Below are 15,936 nucleotides of genomic sequence, written 5' to 3' on the forward strand. Positions count from 1 at the left end.
AGCTAGGCGAGGATCGAGTTCAGCCGGACGGCTGCGGCATGGACCGATGCGTCGATGCTCATGGTGGAGGCGTTCGTGTGGACGTGGTCGGAGACTCGGCGCCGCAGGATCGGGTCGGCGACGAGGTCGCGCACGGCCGCGTCCCACCGAGGTGTGTCGTCCAGAGGCAGGACGAAGCGGCGGGCGAGCGCGGGGTCGGTGTAGAGAAAGGGTGCGACGCCGACCTGGTCGCTGAGGACGACCGGGAGACCGCTCCAGGCCGCCTCGACGGCGCTCCGGCCGTAGGCCTCGCGCTGGGCCGTGGATACGAACATCGACGCGTCGCGCCAGAGGTCGGCCGCGGGGCGCCAGCCGCCCCAGTCGAGCCCCATGGGTGCCGTCGCGCGAAGCTGCGCTTCGAGCGGGCCGGCCCCGTGCAGGCGCCCGGGGATGCCCGTCCGGCGCACGAGCGAGGCGAAGTCGCCGGGGCGCTTGTCGCTGGTGAGCCGCGCCGCCCAGACCATGGGCGCATGGGCGGTGTCGCCGAACGAGCGGCGCTCGACGGGTGCGATTCCGGCTGGCACCACGTGCGCCGTGCGGGCGCGCGCGACCTGACCGGCGAGAAGCGGGGTGGTGGCCCAGACGTCGTCGGCCGCGCGGAGGGCTCGGGCCTCGAGCAGCTCGAGGGCCCGGCTTCGCAGAGCGTTCTGCTCGCCGCGCTCGGGCCACGGCAGGCCGCGGACCCAGGCGACATGTGCGGCGCCGCCGAGAGCGGGGATGCCGCGGGCGACGGCCATATCGGACTGCGAGATCAAGGTGATGACGACGTCGGCCCGCGTCGCCTCGGCGCAGGACGTGATCGCCTGGCGGATCTCGGGGAGGAGCCGCCGCCCGTGCTCGAGCATCGGCACCTCGGTCACGCCGGGGGTGGGCGCGACCTGGCCGGGGGCTCCGGGACGGACGCCGACGAGGGCGGTCCAGTCGAGGCCGGCAGCGCGGGCGGACGTCACGAGGTCGAGCGTCGAGCGGTAGACGCCGCTCCGAGCCATCAGGGGAAGGGCGAGGAGGCAGACCCTCACGCCGCGACCTCCGCCCCGAGCAGCGACAGCAGGAGGTCGTTCTTGACCCGCACGTGGCCTCGGCCGGGAGCGGCGATGGTCGACGCGCGATTCGGTCGCCGGCCGAGGCGTGGGCGGCGATGACGTGTTCGTGCACCGAGAGGTCGCAGGCGAGGACCTCGTCGAGACCGCGATCGGTGACGCTGCAGAACGGCGTGCTCAAGACGGGGAGGCCGGCTGCGCGGTACTCGTACGTCTTGATGACGTCGCCGCCGACCTCCCCGTCGCCGACGCGGTGCGGGATCCACCCGAGGTCGAAGCGGGTCAGGAGTGCGGGGACGTCGTCGTAGTGGACGTCGCCGAGCAGCTCGACGTTGGGCAGAGCCGCCAGGGCGGGGCGGAACTCGGCGTCGAGGATCGGACCGGCGAAGACGAAGTCGACCTCGGGCAGGGCGGCGACCGTGCGGACGACGCCGCCGAGGTCGAGGCGGCGGCCGATCTTGCCGACGTAGCCGACCGTGAGCGCGCCGGTCGCGGCTGAGGTCGCGGAGAAGCGCTCCGGATCGCAGCCGTTGGGCACGAGGATCACGTCGTCGCGCCCGAACCGTCGGGCGAGCTGCTCCTTGCCGGCCCCGTTGGCCGTCACGTGAGTGGCTGCGGCGAAAGCGGCCGCGTACGCCTCCTCGACCTCGTCGCGGATCGACTCGAAGGCGTGGTGGATGCTCCAGTCGTCGAGCAGGTCGAGAACGGTGGGGCGACCGGACGCGAACGGGTTGGAGTGCTCGGGGGCCGTGGCCACGAACGGGTTCCAGACCAGGGCCGGCGTCTCGGCGTGAGCCGAGGGGATACGCGGGTAGCGATCGGCCGAGTCGACCCACCAGCGCCGGCGGCGCCGAGGGTGGGGGAGGCGCCAGGTGCCGGTCTCGACGGGGCTCGTGCCGGCGGCGAGGCCCCGGGTGCGCTTCGGACGGATCCGGTCGCGCGCGCGGAGCACCTGCGGCTCGGGGCGCGAGACGACGGCCACGCCCTCGCGGGTCGTCGCGCCGAGCCACTCGATGAAGTGGCCGTCGCGGGTGCGATAGCCCTCGGTGAGGAGCTTCGTGGTGCCGTGCATCGGGTAGGCGAGGACGGATGCCTCAGGCCAGTTGGGAGACTCCACGGGGTCCTTTCGGGCGTACCGCGCGCGGGTTGGATGCGCAGTGTGATATTTTAACTGTAACATCACATACCCGCGAAAAGAAGGCCCACCCCGACGGATCGGAGTGGGCCCGCGGTGACGCGCGCGACGTCAGCCGATCAGCGACGGCCTCAGGTCGCGCAGCGTGCGGCGCGCCGTCATGCGGCGTGCAGCGACGAACGACAGCAGGAGCGCCCCGAGCAGCCACAGGCCGAGCACCCCGGCGTCCTGCCAGGCGCTGGCGATGTTGCCGCCGTACATCAGCTGGCGGATTCCGTCGACGGCGTAGCTCATCGGCAGGGCGAAGTGCAGCGCGGCCAGCGGACCCGGGAGCGTCTGCCAGGGGAACGTGCCGCCCGCTGTCACCAGCTGGATCAGCATCAGAACCAGGCCCAGGAACTGCCCGACGCTGCCGAGCCACACGTTCAGAGTCATGATGATCGCCGCGAAGGTCACCGACGCGAGCACCATCAGGCCGACCATCGGCACCGGGTTCACGACGTCGAACCCGAGCGCGAACTTCACGATCGCGAAGAGGGCGAGCATCTGAACGAGTCCCAGCACGGCCGGCGACAGCCAGCCGGCCAGAGTGATGCGCCCCGGCGCCCGGATGGCCGTGATGGCGCGCTTCGAGATCGGCTTGATGATGAGGAACAGCGCGTACATGCCGATCCACGCCGCCAGGCTGATGAAGAACGGGGCGAGGCCCGCGCCGTAGTTGCCTGCGCTGGCGATGGACGAGTCGCGGATCGAGACCGGGTCGGCAATCGCCGCGGCCTGCTTGTCGCGGCTGGCGGCCGTGGTGGCCGGGATCTGCTTGACGCCGTCCTTCAGGCCGGAGGTGAGCTTCGACGAGCCCGAGACGAGGTCGGCGGCTCCGGCGTCGAGCTTCGTGAGGCCCGACGACAGCGAGGCGGCGCCGGTCGACGCGGTCGCCGCTCCGGACGCGAGCTGCGACGACCCGTCGGCCGCGGTGGCGATGCCGTTCGTCAGGGCCGGGGCGGCGGCGCTCAGCTGGGCGGCTCCGGCGTCGAGCCGGGAGATGCCGTCGGCGAGGGCCGGGGCCGAGCCGGACAGCGTCTGGGCGCCGGCGGCGACCTGGGCGCTGCCGGTGGCGAGTTCCTGCGTCGATGTCTGCAGGGTGGCCAGCTGCTTCTCGGCCGCGCTCGCGGCGCTGGTGAGCCGCATGGCGCTCGCCGTGCTCGAGGCGGTGAGGAGGCCCTGGAGGGCGGTCTTCTGGGTGTCCGTGAGGTTCGTGGCCGCGGCGATCTGGTCGAAGCCCTGCTGCTGCGCCTGCTGTGCGGCGGCGAGCTGGGCGGGCAGGGCGGCGACGGTGGCGAGAGCGATCGCGTGCTGGTCGGCAGCCTTCGTCGCGAGCTTCGCGTTGCCCTCGGCCACCTTCTGAGCGCCGGCGTTCAGATTCGCCGCGTCGGCCGGCAGCGAGGCCGTCTGCGACTTCAGCGTGTCGAGGCCGCTCGTCAGCTGCGCGGTCTGCGCGGGGAGTGCGGCCGTCGACGACTTCAGAGTCTGCAGGCCGTCGTTCAGGGATGCTGCTCCCGTCGACAGCTCCGACGTTCCCGAGGCGAGATCTCGGGCGCCGACCTTGGCGCTGTCGAGTCCTGACTCGAGCGATTTCGCACCCGAGGTGACCTTCGAGGATCCGTCGGCGGCGTCCGAGATGTCCGAGCGCACGTCGTTGAGGCCGACGAGCAGCGTCTTCGCTGCCGTCTTGCCCACCTCGGCGGTGATCGTCGCACGGATCGTCTTGCCCGCCTGATCGGCGATCGTCGACGAGAGGTAGCTCGTGGTGTCGTTCGTCGTCAGCTGGATCTTCGCGGCCGTGGGGTCGGTCGTCGACGCCGACGACAGGTCGGACGAGAACGACTTCGGGATCGAGAAGACGAAGTTGTAGGTCTCGTCTTTGATGCCCTTGTCGGCGGTGGCCTGCGAGACGACGTGCCAGTCGAAGTCCTTGCCGTCGACCAGCTGCTTCGTGATCCTGTCGCCGTAGTCGACGGCGTTGCCGTCGGCATCGGTCGCACCGGCGTCGTTGTTCACGATCGCCGCCGGGATGTGGTCGAGCTTGGCGTACGGGTCTTGGTTGGCCCAGAGGTACATGCCGCCGTAGAGGAGCGGCACGCACATGAGCGCGACGAAGGCGAGACGGGCGAGCGACGAGGCGGTGAGCCGCTTCAGCTCGGTGCGGACGAGGGCGAAGGTCTTCATGAGGATGCTTTCGGGGTCAGACGGCGGGGTTCGCGTCGACGCCGTCGTCGACCGGGAGCTGTTCGGTGGGCTCTTCACGAGCAGGCAGGAGCTGGTTCACATGCAGCGCTGCCGCGACGCCGGTCACGAGCAGCACGGTGAAGCCGCGCGCCGAGAGGTCTTCGACGACCCGGAACCAGCGCTCGGTGTCGCCGCCGTGGCGTTCCGGCGACGTGATGATCAAGCCCTTCACGCCCGGGCGCAGCGCTGCGAGCTCACTGAGCAGGCGCACGCGGGCCTCGGTGGGCAGGTTCTTGAGGCGGGTCTTGTCGTGCTCGGCGAGGCCGACGGTGTCGAGGAAGTCGCGGGCGCTGTCGGCGTTTCCGCGGAGGCCAGCCAGGGCGAGGTCTTCCTGGACGACGGTGCGGACCATCAGGTCGGCGAACGGCTCGGCGACGCTCGGGGTGTCGACCAGGGCGAACGTCTCGCGGATGCGTGCTGCGTCGTCGACCCCGTCGATCAGGACGCGTCCGGTGTCGGGGCGCATGCGGCCGCCGGCGATGAGCGAGGCGAGCGTCGGGGCGCCTTCGGTCTCGACCGCGACGACGCCCGGCACGCGGGTGGACGCGGACGCGGAGATCGCCGGCAGGGGAGCGCCGGGGCCATCGCCGAGGCCGACGGCTTCGAGTGTGAGGTTCATGCGTGTGCCTTCTGGATCGTGGTCAGGATGGCCGTCGCGTCGGCCTGGCCGAAGCCGACCATCGCGAGGACGGAGAGCACGACGAGCCGCCGCCCCTCCGACGTCGACATCGGGTGGCGGGTCGACTCGTCGAGCACCGAGATCGCGGCGCTCTCGACGAGGCGTGCCAGGCGTCCGACCTCGATGTCGGTGCGGAACGAGCCATCGGCCACTCCGCGCGCGACGATGCGGAGCACGTGCCGACGGAGCGGAAGCAGGGCGTCGCCGACGAGATGAGCGTGCGGGCCGCGCACGGTCATGAGGGCCATCGACCTGACGTGGTCGACCTCATCCCACAGTCGTGCGCCCACCAGGGCCAGATCCGTCGCAGGAACTCGCGGCTCCTCGTCGGGGGCACCCGCGAGCATCGCGCGGTTGATCCTCGCCGCGCCGTGGAGGGCCACCTCGGCGAGGAGGGCGTCGCGGGTCGCGAAGTGACCGTAGAAGGCGCGGCGCGAGAGCCCCGCCTCGGTCGCCACGGCTTCCAGAGACGCGCTCGGGTCGGCGTTCAGCACGGTCGCCGCCGCGAGGATCAGCGCCTCGCGGTTCTCCGTGGCGTCGCGCCGAGGCGCACGGATGCGGGGCGTGGTGAGGGGCATGGCACGAGTGTACGCCTAAGTTGCACGCGTGTGTGCACTTTAACTTATGGGCGAGCGCGCGCCTTCCGCGAACTCGACTAGGGTCCGGACCTTCGACACACGAAGCCCCGCACCTCAATCGAGGCCCGGGGCTTCTCTCATTTCTCTCGCTTCTGCAGGGCGGACGGAATGCGCCTCCCCGGGTGCACTCCGCATCACCTCACAGAAACGAAAGGACCATGAAGAAGATCACCGACCGGCTTCTCAGCTGGGCGTCGATCCTGGAGCCGAACACCGAGCTCCAGGCCCGCACCACCTCGACCATGCCGTTCATCTACCCCCACCTCGCCCTCATGCCCGACGCCCACCTGGGCCTCGGCGCCACGGTCGGGTCGGTCATCCCCACGCTCGGCGCGGTCATGCCCGCGGCCGTCGGGGTCGACATCGGCTGCGGCATGATCGCCGTGAAGACGCAGTTCACCGCGACCGAGCTGCCCGAGGACCGGAAGGCCGTGCGGGAGGCCATCGAGCGCGCCGTCCCCACGTCGGCCGGGTCGTACAACCGCAAGGTCGTCGCGACGGCGGAGCCGCGGGTCGCCGAGCTCGCGGCGATGGCCGAGGACGCCGGGTTCGATCCTGCGACCTACTCCGGCAAGTGGGATCTGCAGCTCGGGTCGCTCGGATCGGGCAACCACTTCATCGAGATCAGCCTCGACGAGAACGACGACGTGTGGCTCTTCCTGCACTCGGGAAGCCGCGGCGTGGGCAACAAGATCGCGCAGAAGCACATCGCCGTCGCCAAGGCAGCGATGACGAAGTGGTGGATCGAGCTGCCCGACCCCGACCTCGCCTACCTGGTTGAAGGCACGAGGGAGTTCTCGAGCTACATCGCCGAGCTGAAGTGGGCGCAGCACTTCGCGCTGCTCAACCGCGAGGAGATGATGGACCGCGTCGTGCGGCAGTTCTCGGACTGGGTCGGCGCCCCTGTCACCGAGCTCGAGCGGATCAACACGCATCACAACTTCACGCAGAAGGAGCAGCACTTCGGCAAGAGCGTCTGGCTCTCGCGGAAGGGCGCGATCTCTGCGCGCAAGGGGGAGGCGGGCCTGATCCCCGGGTCGATGGGCACCGCGTCGTACGCCGTCGAGGGCCTCGGCAACCCGGTCGCGCTCGAGTCGTCGCCGCACGGCGCCGGCCGGCAGTTCTCGCGGTCGAAGGCGCGCAGGACCTTCACGCACGACCAGCTGCGGGAGGCCATGGTCGGGATCGAGTACCGCGACACCGACGCGTTCCTCGACGAGATCCCGGCGGCGTACAAGCCGATCGACCAGGTGATGGCGGACGCCGCCGAGCTCGTGTCGATCCGGCACACGCTGCGGCAGATCGTCAACGTGAAGGGCGACTGACAGAAGGAAGAGAGCCGGGCGCACGGATCAGGTGTGCGCCCGGCAGGGGGCCGGGGCAGCGCGCACGGATCAGGAGTGCGCGCGGCCCCGGAGACGACCGCTAGCTCGGGAAGCTGGCGGTGGCGACGATCGGCAGGTGGTCGGACTTGCCGCGGGGGAGGACGCGGACTGGTCCGACGAGCAGCCCGCGGGCCGCGACGAGGTCGAACCTGCCGCGGAGGACGCCGAAGCGGCGGTAGGTGTCGTCCGCCGCAAGCGACAGGGTGTGGCCGGTCGAGGCGAGCATGCGGCGGAGCGAGCCCACGCCGACGGGGTAGTTGAAGTCGCCGATGAGGAGGGTGGGCAGCCCTCCGCCGAGCGAGTCGAGCAGGGTGTGCGCCTGGCGCACCTGGCGGCGGCGCAGGCCGTTGCCAGCGGTGAGCGGCGACGCGTGGAACGAGCCGACGACGAACCGCCGACCCGAGAACCGGTCGAAGAGGCGAGCTGAGACGAGGCGGTGCGGCGTGGGTCCGTGCATCCGGTCGTGAACCGAGCGCCCGAGGCGGTCGACGCGGGCGTCCTCGACGACGAACCGGTCGCTGTGGCCGTAGACGGCGAGGCCGAGGCGGCCGTTCGAGGTCGCCACGAGGCTCGAGAGCCGGCCGATCGAGTCGGGCAGCTGCTCGGTGCGGGCCTCCTGGAGGAAGAGCAGGTCGACGCCCTCGAAATCGACCAGCGGCTCGAGCTCGTCGGCGGCGCGGTGCTTCCACAGGTTGTAGCTGAGAATCCCGTAGCCCGAGACGGTGCCGGAGCTGCGATGGGAGCTGGTGCATCCTGCGCTCTCGGTGTTGTTCACGGTGCGTCCCCTTCCCTGGGATGGTCGGTCTTCGTGCGTCCCGGTTCGTTCGGCGCCGTCCGCGAGAGGGTTGGGTCGCGCAATCACCCCAGAGCGAGGGCCGCGCCTGCTTGAATAGTCGCGATGACGCCCGCGCCCCCTCTCTTCCTCCGGCCGAGACTGGTCGGCCTGGTCGCTCTGGGCGGTGCCATCGGCACGGGCATCCGCGAGGCCCTCGCCCTCACCTGGCCGGCCGCGACCACCGGCTTCCCGCTCACGATCCTTCTCATCAACGTCGTGGGGTCGTTCGCGCTCGGCCTCCTGCTCGAGAGCCTCACCCGGCAAGGCGCCGATGAAGGCGGGCGCAGGAACTCGCGGCTCTTCGTCGGCACCGGCGTCCTCGGCGGCTTCACCACCTACAGCTCCTGGGTCACCGACGTCGCCACTCGCCTCGGCCCCGCACCCGGCGTCGCCTTCGCGTACGCGGCGGCGTCGCTCGTGCTCGGGCTGGTCGCCGCGCTCGCCGGGATCGCGCTCGCGGCCCGCCTGAGGCCCACCTCGTGATCGTGTTCCTTCTCGTCTGCGTGGCTGGCGGCGTCGGCGCCGCCCTGCGCTTCGTCGTCGACGGCGCGGTCCGTCAGCGGCTGGCGAGCACCCCGCTGGCGACGTTCCCCGTCGCGACCCAGGTGATCAACGTGACCGGCTCGTTCGGCCTCGGGCTCCTGACGGGGCTGGGGGCGTCGTCGGGCCTGCCGCACGACTGGGTGCTCGTGCTGGGCGGCGGCCTCATGGGCGGGTACACGACGTTCAGCACGGCGAGCGTCGAGGCCGTGCGCCTGGCCGGGCAGCGGAGGTTCGGAGCCGCAGTCGTCTACGGCGTGGGGACGCTGGTGGTCGCGACCGGCGCAGCGGCGCTCGGGGTGTGGATGGGCGGCGGGTTCTAGTTCCTGCGGCCGCCGCTGCTGGTGTGGCAGTCTCATGGCCATGGACCCCGTGACAGCGATCGCCTGGATCGTCGTGTTCGTCGTGGTGACGGTCGCCGTCACCGGGCTCTCGGGTCGGATCGGCTGGTCGGCACCCGTCACGCTCGTGCTCGTGGGCGCCATCGCCTCGTTCGTGCCGGCCGTGCCGCGCGTGACTCTCGAGCCCGACCTCGTGCTGTTCGGGCTGCTGCCTCCGCTCCTATTCGCCGCCGCGATCCGGACGTCGCTGATCGACATCCGCGCCCGCAACGACTCGATCCTCTTGACCAGCGTCGCTCTCGTCGCCTTCACGGTCGTGGCCGTCGGCTTCGCGGCCTGGTGGCTCGTGCCTGGCATCACCCTCGCCGCCGGGCTCGCCTTCGGGGCCGTCGTCGCCCCGACCGACGCGGTCGCCGTCACCGCCGTCACCGGGAAGGTGCCGCTGCCCCGACGCGTCGTGACGATCCTCGAGGGCGAGAGCCTGCTCAACGACGCGACCGCCCTGGTCGCGCTCGACGCCGCGATCACGGCCATCACGCGGGTCGTCACGCCAGCGGACGTCGCCGGCGACTTCGTGCTGGCCGTCGTGGTCGGCGGCGGCATCGGCATGGCCGTCGGCTTCGTGCTCGGCGAGATCCGCAAGCGGCTGCACTCGGCCGTGCTCGACACCAGCCTGTCGCTCGTCACGCCGTTCATCGCCTTCCTGCCGGCGCAGCTCCTGCACGGGTCGGGCGCGCTCGCGGTGGTCGTGGCGGGCCTGTATCTCGGCTTCCGGTCGCCCGTGGTGCTCTCGGCCGAGGCCCGGGTGGCGGAGAGGCTGAACTGGAAGACGGTGCAGTTCCTGCTCGAGAATGCGGTGTTCCTCTTCATCGGGCTGAACCTCGCGGGGGTGCTCGAAGGGGTCGTGAGGAACGGGCCGGGCCTCTGGGTGACCGTCGGGATCAGCTTCGCGGTGCTGGCGGTCGTGATCGCGTCGCGGTTCGCGTGGGTGTTCTTCACGATGCTGCTGTACCGGATCGGCCCCGCGCGGGTGCGCGAGCGCGCCTGGTCGGCGGCCTCGTCGACCGTGGTCTCGGCCGCGGGTATCCGCGGCGTGGTGACTCTCGCAGCCGTGTTCCTGCTGCCCGACCAGACGCCGCAGAGGGAGCTGCTGCAGTTTCTCGCGTTCGTCGTCGTGCTCGGCACGCTGCTCCAGGCGCTGCCTCTGCCGCTGCTGATCCGGCGCGTGCACCTGCCCGCGCCGAACCTCGCGCAGGAGTGGACCGAACGGCAGCTGCTCACCGCCGAGGCGAAGCAGGCGGGGATCGAGCGGCTCGACGCCGTCCGCACCGAGGACGACGAGGAGCGAGTCGTCGAGCAGCTGCGCCGGGCCTCGAGCTTCCTCTCCGAGCAGCTCGCCGACCCGTCGCCCGCCGACCGAGAGCCGTCGCCGGTCACGTTCAGCCGGCTGCGCGGCTCCATGATCGCCGCCGAGCGCGAGGCCGTGCTGCTCGCGCGGCGCGACGGCCGCTATCAGGAGGGTGCGGTGCAGGCCGTGCTCGCCGCCATCGACGCCGAGGAGACCGCGCTGCGGGCGCGGCACCCGAAGGCGATCGGGGAGTAGACCTCGGCAGGCTAGAGGCTCAGGTGCCGCAGCAGGATCGCGGCAACGTCAATCGGCCCGACCGGCGCCGCGGGTGCGACCAGCGTCTGTCCTCCGAAGCGCCGCAGCCCCAGGAACGACCGTGTCAGCACCTCGTCCGCCCCGCCGTGGCCGCCCTCGTCGAGGTGGCCGTGGTCGGTGGTGATCGCGACGAGCCAGTCCTCGTCGCGGGTCGCCGCTCGTGCCTCGACCTCCGCCAGAAGCCGGCCGAGCCGCTCGTCGACGCGGTGCATCGCCTCGCGGTACTCGGCCGAGTCGCCGCCGTAGAGGTGGCCCGCCTCGTCGACCTCGCCGAGGTAGACGAAGCTCACGTCCGGGCCGGCGTCGCGGAGGGCGAGCCGCGAGAAAGCGGCGATGTCGCCGTCGGCATGCCGGTAGCCGTAGACCTCGCCGTCGCGGATCACGACGCGGTGACGGCCGGCGCGCTGGTCGTCCTCGCGGAACGCCAGCACCGGGCCGGGGCCCGAGGGGTCGGCGAGCGGCGGCCAGCTGACGGCCGCGAACGTCGAGCGGCCCGCAGCGGCGGCGCGCGTCAGCACGTCGACGGTCGCGTCGAGGCGATGGCCGAAGAAGGAGTTGTCGAAGACACCGTGCACCGCGTGCGGCGCACCGGTCAGCAGCGACGACCAGCCGGGGCCCGAGATCGTCGGCACCTCCATTGTCAGCGGCAGGTGCGAGCCCTCGCGCAGGAACTCGGCAAGGTGCGACGCCGCGCCTGGCCGCAGCGCGTCGTCGATTCGGAGTCCGTCGATCCCCACCAGCAGAGCCTTCGCGTCAGTCACGGGGCCAGGGTGCACCGGCGGGGTTGCGCGGGAGTGAACGGGGTTCCCGCGCCGTGTCCCTTTCTCTCGGGGCTGTGTCTCTCGGGCCCGTGTCTCTCGGGGCTGTGGATAACTCGACTGCCATTCCGTGGCGAAAACGTAGGATTGCCGGGTGACAGATCAGATCGAAGACCTCCACTTCGAGACGCGCGAGCTCTCGCTGCCCTCGGGCAAGCGCGATCCCGAGCGCGTCCCTCGTCTGTCGCGGACCGCCATCGTCCTTCTCCTCTGCATCCCGCTCGGCCTGGCTCTCGCGCTCGCGGCCATGTACTTCACCGGGGCCCTCGGCGGCCGCCTGATCGTCGACCCGGGCGCGATCGTCACGAACGGCCTCCCGATCACGACCGCCCTCTTCGACGGCTCCGCCGCCGTCGCGATCGGCCTGCTCGTCATCTCGGCCGTCGCGTTGCCCGGGCAGAAGACCGACCTGAAGTCGGCAAGCTTCAGCCAGTGGTACGCCTCCAAGTGGGCCACCTGGGCGGTGCTCGTCTGGCTGGTGTCCGCCGTCGCGAACCTGATGTTCCGGGCCGCCAACGTTCTGGGCGTCCCGTTCACGTCGCCGACGTTCCGCAGCCAGTTCTTCTTCTTCGCCTTCCAGCTCGAGCTCGGCCAGACCTGGGTCGTGACGATCTCGTGCATCCTCGCCGCGCTCGTGATCCTGCTCTCGACGAAGAACGTCTCGTGGCTCGCCGCGGCGATGGGCTTCGCCCTGTTCGCTCTGCTGCCGCTGTCGCTGTCGGGCCACTCTGCGGGCTCGAACGAGCACGTCAACGCCGTGAACAGCCTCGCCATGCACCTCGTAGGCGTCACCGTCTGGATGGGCGGCCTGATCGCCGTCATCCTGCTCCGCGGCAAGGTCGGGACGAACCTCGCCACAGTGGTCTCCCGCTACTCGGCCCTCGCCATCTGGGCCTTCGCCTTCGTCGCCTTCTCCGGGGTGATCAACGCGAGCCTTCGGCTCACGGGCCCCGCCGACCTCGTCACGACGACGTACGGCATGCTGATCCTCGCCAAGTCGATCATCCTGATCGGGCTGGGCGTGGCCGGCTACCTCCACCGCCGCCGCGTCATCCCGCGACTCGTCCGCGAGCCGGGCCGCACTCGCTCGTTCGTGCGTCTCGCCGTCGGCGAGGTCGTGTTCATGGTCGTCGCGATGGGCCTGTCGGTCGCCCTGTCGCAGAGCGCGCCCCCGGTGCCCCAGACGAACGGCGGCGACACCCGCGACGGGCTGATCGGCTTCCCGTACCCGGCGCCGATCACGATCCCGCGCTTCCTGCTCGGGTTCCACCCCGACTACTTCTTCATCGCCGTCGCGGTCATCATGGCGGGGCTGTACATCGCCGCCGTCATGCGGCTTCGCCGCCGCGGCGACACCTGGTCGTGGGGAAGGACCGTGCCGTGGCTGTTCGGCTGCTTCGGCCTGTTCTTCGCGACCAGCGGCGGGCCCAGCGTCTACGGCGCCGTGAACTTCTCGACTCACATGATCCAGCACATGGTGCTGATGATGTACGTGCCGCCGCTCCTCGTTCTCGGCGCTCCGATCCTCCTCGCGCTGCGGACGCTGCCGAAGCGCCGCGACAACAGCCGCGGCCCGCGCGAGTGGATCATGATCGTCATCCACTCCCGGTACGGCCAGGTCGTGACCAACCCCGTCGTGGCGGCGATCATCTTCGCCGGCAGCCTCATCGCCTTCTACTACACGGGCTGGTTCCAGGCGTCCCTCCAGACCCACCCCGGGCACTTCCTCATGGAGGTGCACTTCCTGCTCTCGGGCTACCTGTTCTTCTTCGTGCTGATCGGCGTCGACCCCGGCCCCAAGCGGCCGCCGTTCCCGATGCGGATCATCCTGCTGCTGGCGACGCTGGCCTTCCACGCGTTCTTCGGCCTCGCGATCATGTCGCAGACCACCATCCTCGCCGCCGACTGGTGGCACGCCCTCGGCAAGACGAACTACCAGGACCTCCTCTCCGACCAGCACACCGGGGGCGCGATCGCCTGGGGTGCGGGCGAGTTCCCCACCGTGCTCGTGGCACTGATGGTGATGCGGCAGTGGATCCGCAGCGACGAGCGCGTCGCGAAGCGCTATGACCGGCGGGCCGAGGTCGACGGCGACGCCGAGCTGCGGGCCTACAACGAGCAGCTCGCCGTGATGGCGGGCAAGCCGGCGGCCGCCCGCACCGAGGCGTCGACCCCCGGCGCGGAGTCCGACTCCTCCGCCGGTGCTGGCGATGCGCCCGACCGCCGCTCCGACGCCCAGTAGGCTCGTCGGCATGACCGTCCGGGTGACCTCGCGCGGGCTGCGCGTTGTGCGCGGCCTCGTCGTGGCGACCCTGTCGGTTACCATCGCCGCGTTCTCGCACGTGGCCGGCGGCGGAATGGAGCCGGGCGTGCTCGGCACAGTGCTCGCGCTCGCCTTCGCGATCCTCGCCAGCATCGCGCTCAGCGCCCGCGCCGTCTCGGTCGTCCCGCTCGCGATCTCGGTCGGGCTGAGCCAGGTCGTATTCCACCTGCTCTTCAGCCTCGGCGCCGATCTTCCCGCTTCTGCCGCCGGAACTCACGTGGGCATGCTCGGCATGGTGATGTCGGGCGGCGCCACCGCCACCCTGCCCGACCTCGGCGGCTCGACCGTCCACGCGATGGAGGGCATGAGCGACGCCCGCATGTGGGCGGGCCACCTCGCTGCCGCGGTCCTGACGACGCTGCTGCTCCTGCACGGAGAACGGGCCCTGCTGACCGTCGTGCGTCTCGCCGTCGCGCGTCTGGCCGTGGTCGTCCGCGTGCTCGTCGCAGCACCGCCCGTCCTCGCGCATTCCGTCGCGGCAGCGGTCGGCGACCGCAGCGGCATCCGCCGCCCTCTCGACGTCCTGCTTGCCTCTCGTCCGCATCGGGGCCCGCCGCTCGGCGCCTGACTCCGACCTCCTTCCCCTTTTCCGCGCGCGCACCGCCGCTCGATGGGCGGGCTCTCGTCGTGTCCGGCCCCTCTCCGGAGGCGCGCCGACACCGACCGCCACCCGCCGATCCCTTCACGGGCGCCGACCGGCACCCGCTCGGCGATCCTGCGCGCGCACCCTCACGAGAGACACCTCAACGCATGCCCTCCTTCCCCCTGCGCCGCGCGGCGCTCATCCTCCCGCTCGCCGGCGCACTCGTCCTGGCCGCACCCCTCGCGGCGTCCGCCCACGTGCACGTCGAGGGCGACGACGTCGCGCCCGGCTCGTACTCCACCCTCCAGTTCAAGGTCCCGACCGAGTCGGCGACCGCGTCGACCGTCAAGGTCGAGGTCGCCTTCCCGACCGACCACCCGTTCACCTCGGTCTCGTACCAGCCGATCGCCGGCTGGAAGGCCGACGTCGTCACCGGCACGCTGTCGAAGCCGGTCTCGACCGACGACGGCGAGATCACGAAGGCGGTGACGAAGGTGGTGTGGACCGCCGACTCCACTGCGGAGGGCATCGCTCCGGGCGAGTTCCAGCTGTTCACCGTCTCGGCGGGAGCCGTGCCCGATGTCGCCTCGGTCGAACTGCCGACGACGCAGACCTACAGCGACGGCAGCGTCGTGAAGTGGAACGAGGCGACTCCGGCGTCGGGCGAGGAGCCCGAGCACCCGGCACCCGTGCTCGCCATCACCGAGGCGGCGGCCGATCACCACGGTGCGGCGTCCGACACGGCGACGAGCGAGGCCGCGGCGACCGGTACGAGCGGCGACGGCGACAGCGGTCTCGGTCTGGGCCTCGGCATCGGCGGTCTCGGACTCGGGATCATCGCCCTGGCCGTGGCGGTCCTGGCCTACGTCCGCAGCGGTCGGGGTGCAGGCGCGGCTCGCCCGGCAGGCGGATCGGCCCCCACCACCGGATCGGCGGACTAGCGCGTGGCCCCGTCAGCACTCCGGCGCATCGCGGTCGCGGCGTCGGTCACAGCTGCCGCCGCGGTGCTGGCGGTGGCCCCGGCCGTCAGCGCGAGCGCCCACGACTACCTGGTCAGCTCGACTCCGGCCGACGGGTCGACGCAGTCCGAGAAGCTCGACCAGGTCGTGCTCACCTTCAACGACCGCGTGCTCGACCTGTCGGGCGACGGCTCGTCGAACGTCGTCGAGGTGACCTCGTCGGCCGGCAGGCACTTCGAGTCGGGCTGCCCGGCGATCGCCGACACCGACGTGACGGTGCCCGTCGCTCTCGGCGACTCGGGCAAGTACACGGTCACCTGGCAGGTCGTCTCGGCCGACGGGCACACCGTCTCGGACTCGATCGGGTTCACCTACGACAGGCCCGCCGATGTGGATGCCGCCGCCGGGAGGGCCTCGCGCCCGACCTGCGGCGACCAGCCCACGTCAGGAGTCGGCGCGTCGGCGTCCTCCTCGGGAGCTGAGGAGGGCGCAGGAACGTCCGCCCTCCCCGTCGCCCTCGGCGTCGGGGGCGGCATCATCCTCGTCGCCCTCGTCGCTGTGGTCGTCGTGCTGACCCGGTCGCGCAAGGGCCCGGCCGGCGGCCCGCCCGCGCAGTAACAGCTCTGCCGAGTGCGCGGTCTCTGCTTCCGGAAGTGCGCTTCCGGTGCGGAA

Annotated in this window: 15 protein-coding genes; 9 read left to right on the forward strand and 6 right to left on the reverse strand. The window is 71.4% G+C overall.

Features of this window, described 5'->3' with window-relative positions:
* Positions 1 to 2: 2 nt before the first annotated feature.
* Positions 3 to 1,058, reverse strand: a complete 1,056-nt coding sequence (locus tag AC07TY_RS05265) for a glycosyltransferase family 4 protein (RefSeq protein WP_494784575.1) — start codon at positions 1,056 to 1,058, stop codon at positions 3 to 5.
* A gap of 109 nt (positions 1,059 to 1,167) precedes the next feature.
* On the opposite strand from AC07TY_RS05265, the gene AC07TY_RS05270 reads away from it, so the two are divergent.
* Entirely contained in the window at positions 1,168 to 1,578 is a 411-nt protein-coding gene (locus AC07TY_RS05270; protein WP_494784576.1) for a hypothetical protein, read from the forward strand.
* 747 nt (positions 1,579 to 2,325) lie between these two features.
* Here the strand turns inward: AC07TY_RS05270 and AC07TY_RS05275 are convergent.
* The 3 genes from AC07TY_RS05275 to AC07TY_RS05285 are packed head-to-tail and all read right to left on the reverse strand — an operon-like array spanning position 2,326 to position 5,757.
* Positions 2,326 to 4,440, reverse strand: coding sequence for a YhgE/Pip family protein (locus AC07TY_RS05275; RefSeq protein ID WP_494784577.1), 2,115 nt, complete (start codon positions 4,438 to 4,440; stop codon positions 2,326 to 2,328).
* A gap of 16 nt (positions 4,441 to 4,456) precedes the next feature.
* Complete coding sequence (locus AC07TY_RS05280) at positions 4,457 to 5,119, reverse strand: P-loop NTPase family protein (RefSeq protein ID WP_494784578.1); 663 nt, start codon at positions 5,117 to 5,119, stop codon at positions 4,457 to 4,459.
* Complete coding sequence (locus tag AC07TY_RS05285; RefSeq protein WP_494784579.1) at positions 5,116 to 5,757, reverse strand: TetR/AcrR family transcriptional regulator; 642 nt, start codon at positions 5,755 to 5,757, stop codon at positions 5,116 to 5,118. The genes AC07TY_RS05280 and AC07TY_RS05285 overlap by 4 nt, the downstream gene beginning before the upstream one ends.
* Before the next feature lie 218 nt (positions 5,758 to 5,975).
* Here AC07TY_RS05285 and AC07TY_RS05290 point away from each other — a divergent pair, with 218 nt between their 5' ends.
* Entirely contained in the window at positions 5,976 to 7,142 is a 1,167-nt protein-coding gene (locus AC07TY_RS05290) for an RtcB family protein (RefSeq protein ID WP_494784580.1), read from the forward strand.
* A gap of 100 nt (positions 7,143 to 7,242) precedes the next feature.
* On the opposite strand, the gene AC07TY_RS05295 is transcribed toward AC07TY_RS05290, so the two are convergent.
* On the reverse strand, positions 7,243 to 7,977 hold the full coding sequence (locus AC07TY_RS05295; protein WP_494784581.1) for an endonuclease/exonuclease/phosphatase family protein: 735 nt from the start codon (positions 7,975 to 7,977) through the stop codon (positions 7,243 to 7,245).
* A gap of 123 nt (positions 7,978 to 8,100) precedes the next feature.
* Between AC07TY_RS05295 and AC07TY_RS05300 the strand changes: the two genes are divergently transcribed.
* From AC07TY_RS05300 to AC07TY_RS05310, 3 genes are read left to right on the forward strand one after another with little or no spacing between them, the layout of a single operon-like run.
* Positions 8,101 to 8,520 (forward strand): fluoride efflux transporter FluC, encoded by a 420-nt coding sequence (locus AC07TY_RS05300; protein WP_494784582.1) that lies wholly within the window; start codon positions 8,101 to 8,103, stop codon positions 8,518 to 8,520.
* Positions 8,517 to 8,900: a fluoride efflux transporter FluC gene (locus AC07TY_RS05305; protein WP_123505674.1), complete on the forward strand. Its 384-nt coding sequence runs from the start codon at positions 8,517 to 8,519 to the stop codon at positions 8,898 to 8,900. Before AC07TY_RS05300 ends, AC07TY_RS05305 begins: the two co-directional genes overlap by 4 nt.
* A 40-nt stretch (positions 8,901 to 8,940) precedes the next feature.
* Positions 8,941 to 10,521 carry a Na+/H+ antiporter gene (locus AC07TY_RS05310; RefSeq protein ID WP_494784583.1) on the forward strand — a complete coding sequence of 527 codons (1,581 nt, stop codon included), beginning with the start codon at positions 8,941 to 8,943 and terminating at the stop codon, positions 10,519 to 10,521.
* Between the two features lie 11 nt (positions 10,522 to 10,532).
* Here AC07TY_RS05310 and AC07TY_RS05315 read toward each other — a convergent pair whose 3' ends face one another.
* On the reverse strand, positions 10,533 to 11,342 hold the full coding sequence (locus AC07TY_RS05315) for an alkaline phosphatase family protein (RefSeq protein ID WP_494784584.1): 810 nt from the start codon (positions 11,340 to 11,342) through the stop codon (positions 10,533 to 10,535).
* Positions 11,343 to 11,493: 151 nt separating this feature from the next.
* On the opposite strand from AC07TY_RS05315, the gene AC07TY_RS05320 reads away from it, so the two are divergent.
* The 4 genes from AC07TY_RS05320 (at position 11,494) to AC07TY_RS05335 (ending at position 15,882) form a co-directional block, all read left to right on the forward strand.
* Complete coding sequence (locus tag AC07TY_RS05320; protein WP_494784585.1) at positions 11,494 to 13,641, forward strand: bifunctional copper resistance protein CopD/cytochrome c oxidase assembly protein; 2,148 nt, start codon at positions 11,494 to 11,496, stop codon at positions 13,639 to 13,641.
* Positions 13,642 to 13,651: 10 nt separating this feature from the next.
* Complete coding sequence (locus AC07TY_RS05325; protein ID WP_148061166.1) at positions 13,652 to 14,290, forward strand: hypothetical protein; 639 nt, start codon at positions 13,652 to 13,654, stop codon at positions 14,288 to 14,290.
* A gap of 182 nt (positions 14,291 to 14,472) precedes the next feature.
* Positions 14,473 to 15,246, forward strand: coding sequence for a YcnI family copper-binding membrane protein (locus AC07TY_RS05330; RefSeq protein WP_123505671.1), 774 nt, complete (start codon positions 14,473 to 14,475; stop codon positions 15,244 to 15,246).
* 3 nt (positions 15,247 to 15,249) lie between these two features.
* Positions 15,250 to 15,882: a copper resistance CopC family protein gene (locus AC07TY_RS05335; protein ID WP_494784586.1), complete on the forward strand. Its 633-nt coding sequence runs from the start codon at positions 15,250 to 15,252 to the stop codon at positions 15,880 to 15,882.
* The last annotated feature ends 54 nt before the right edge of the window (positions 15,883 to 15,936 follow it).

It is taken from the genome of Frondihabitans sp. GW821-FHT04F02, from assembly GCF_059420045.1.

What these genes read in the sequence shown, in the direction of transcription:
- AC07TY_RS05275 (WP_494784577.1), bottom strand. Translation starts at nt 4,440, where the DNA reads ATGAAGACCTTCGCCCTCGTCCGCACCGAGCTGAAGCGGCTCACCGCC.
- AC07TY_RS05280 (WP_494784578.1), bottom strand. Translation starts at nt 5,119, where the DNA reads ATGAACCTCACACTCGAAGCCGTCGGCCTCGGCGATGGCCCCGGCGCT.
- AC07TY_RS05285 (WP_494784579.1), bottom strand. Translation starts at nt 5,757, where the DNA reads ATGCCCCTCACCACGCCCCGCATCCGTGCGCCTCGGCGCGACGCCACG.
- AC07TY_RS05290 (WP_494784580.1), top strand. Translation starts at nt 5,976, where the DNA reads ATGAAGAAGATCACCGACCGGCTTCTCAGCTGGGCGTCGATCCTGGAG.
- AC07TY_RS05300 (WP_494784582.1), top strand. Translation starts at nt 8,101, where the DNA reads ATGACGCCCGCGCCCCCTCTCTTCCTCCGGCCGAGACTGGTCGGCCTG.
- AC07TY_RS05310 (WP_494784583.1), top strand. Translation starts at nt 8,941, where the DNA reads ATGGACCCCGTGACAGCGATCGCCTGGATCGTCGTGTTCGTCGTGGTG.
- AC07TY_RS05325 (WP_148061166.1), top strand. Translation starts at nt 13,652, where the DNA reads ATGACCGTCCGGGTGACCTCGCGCGGGCTGCGCGTTGTGCGCGGCCTC.
- AC07TY_RS05330 (WP_123505671.1), top strand. Translation starts at nt 14,473, where the DNA reads ATGCCCTCCTTCCCCCTGCGCCGCGCGGCGCTCATCCTCCCGCTCGCC.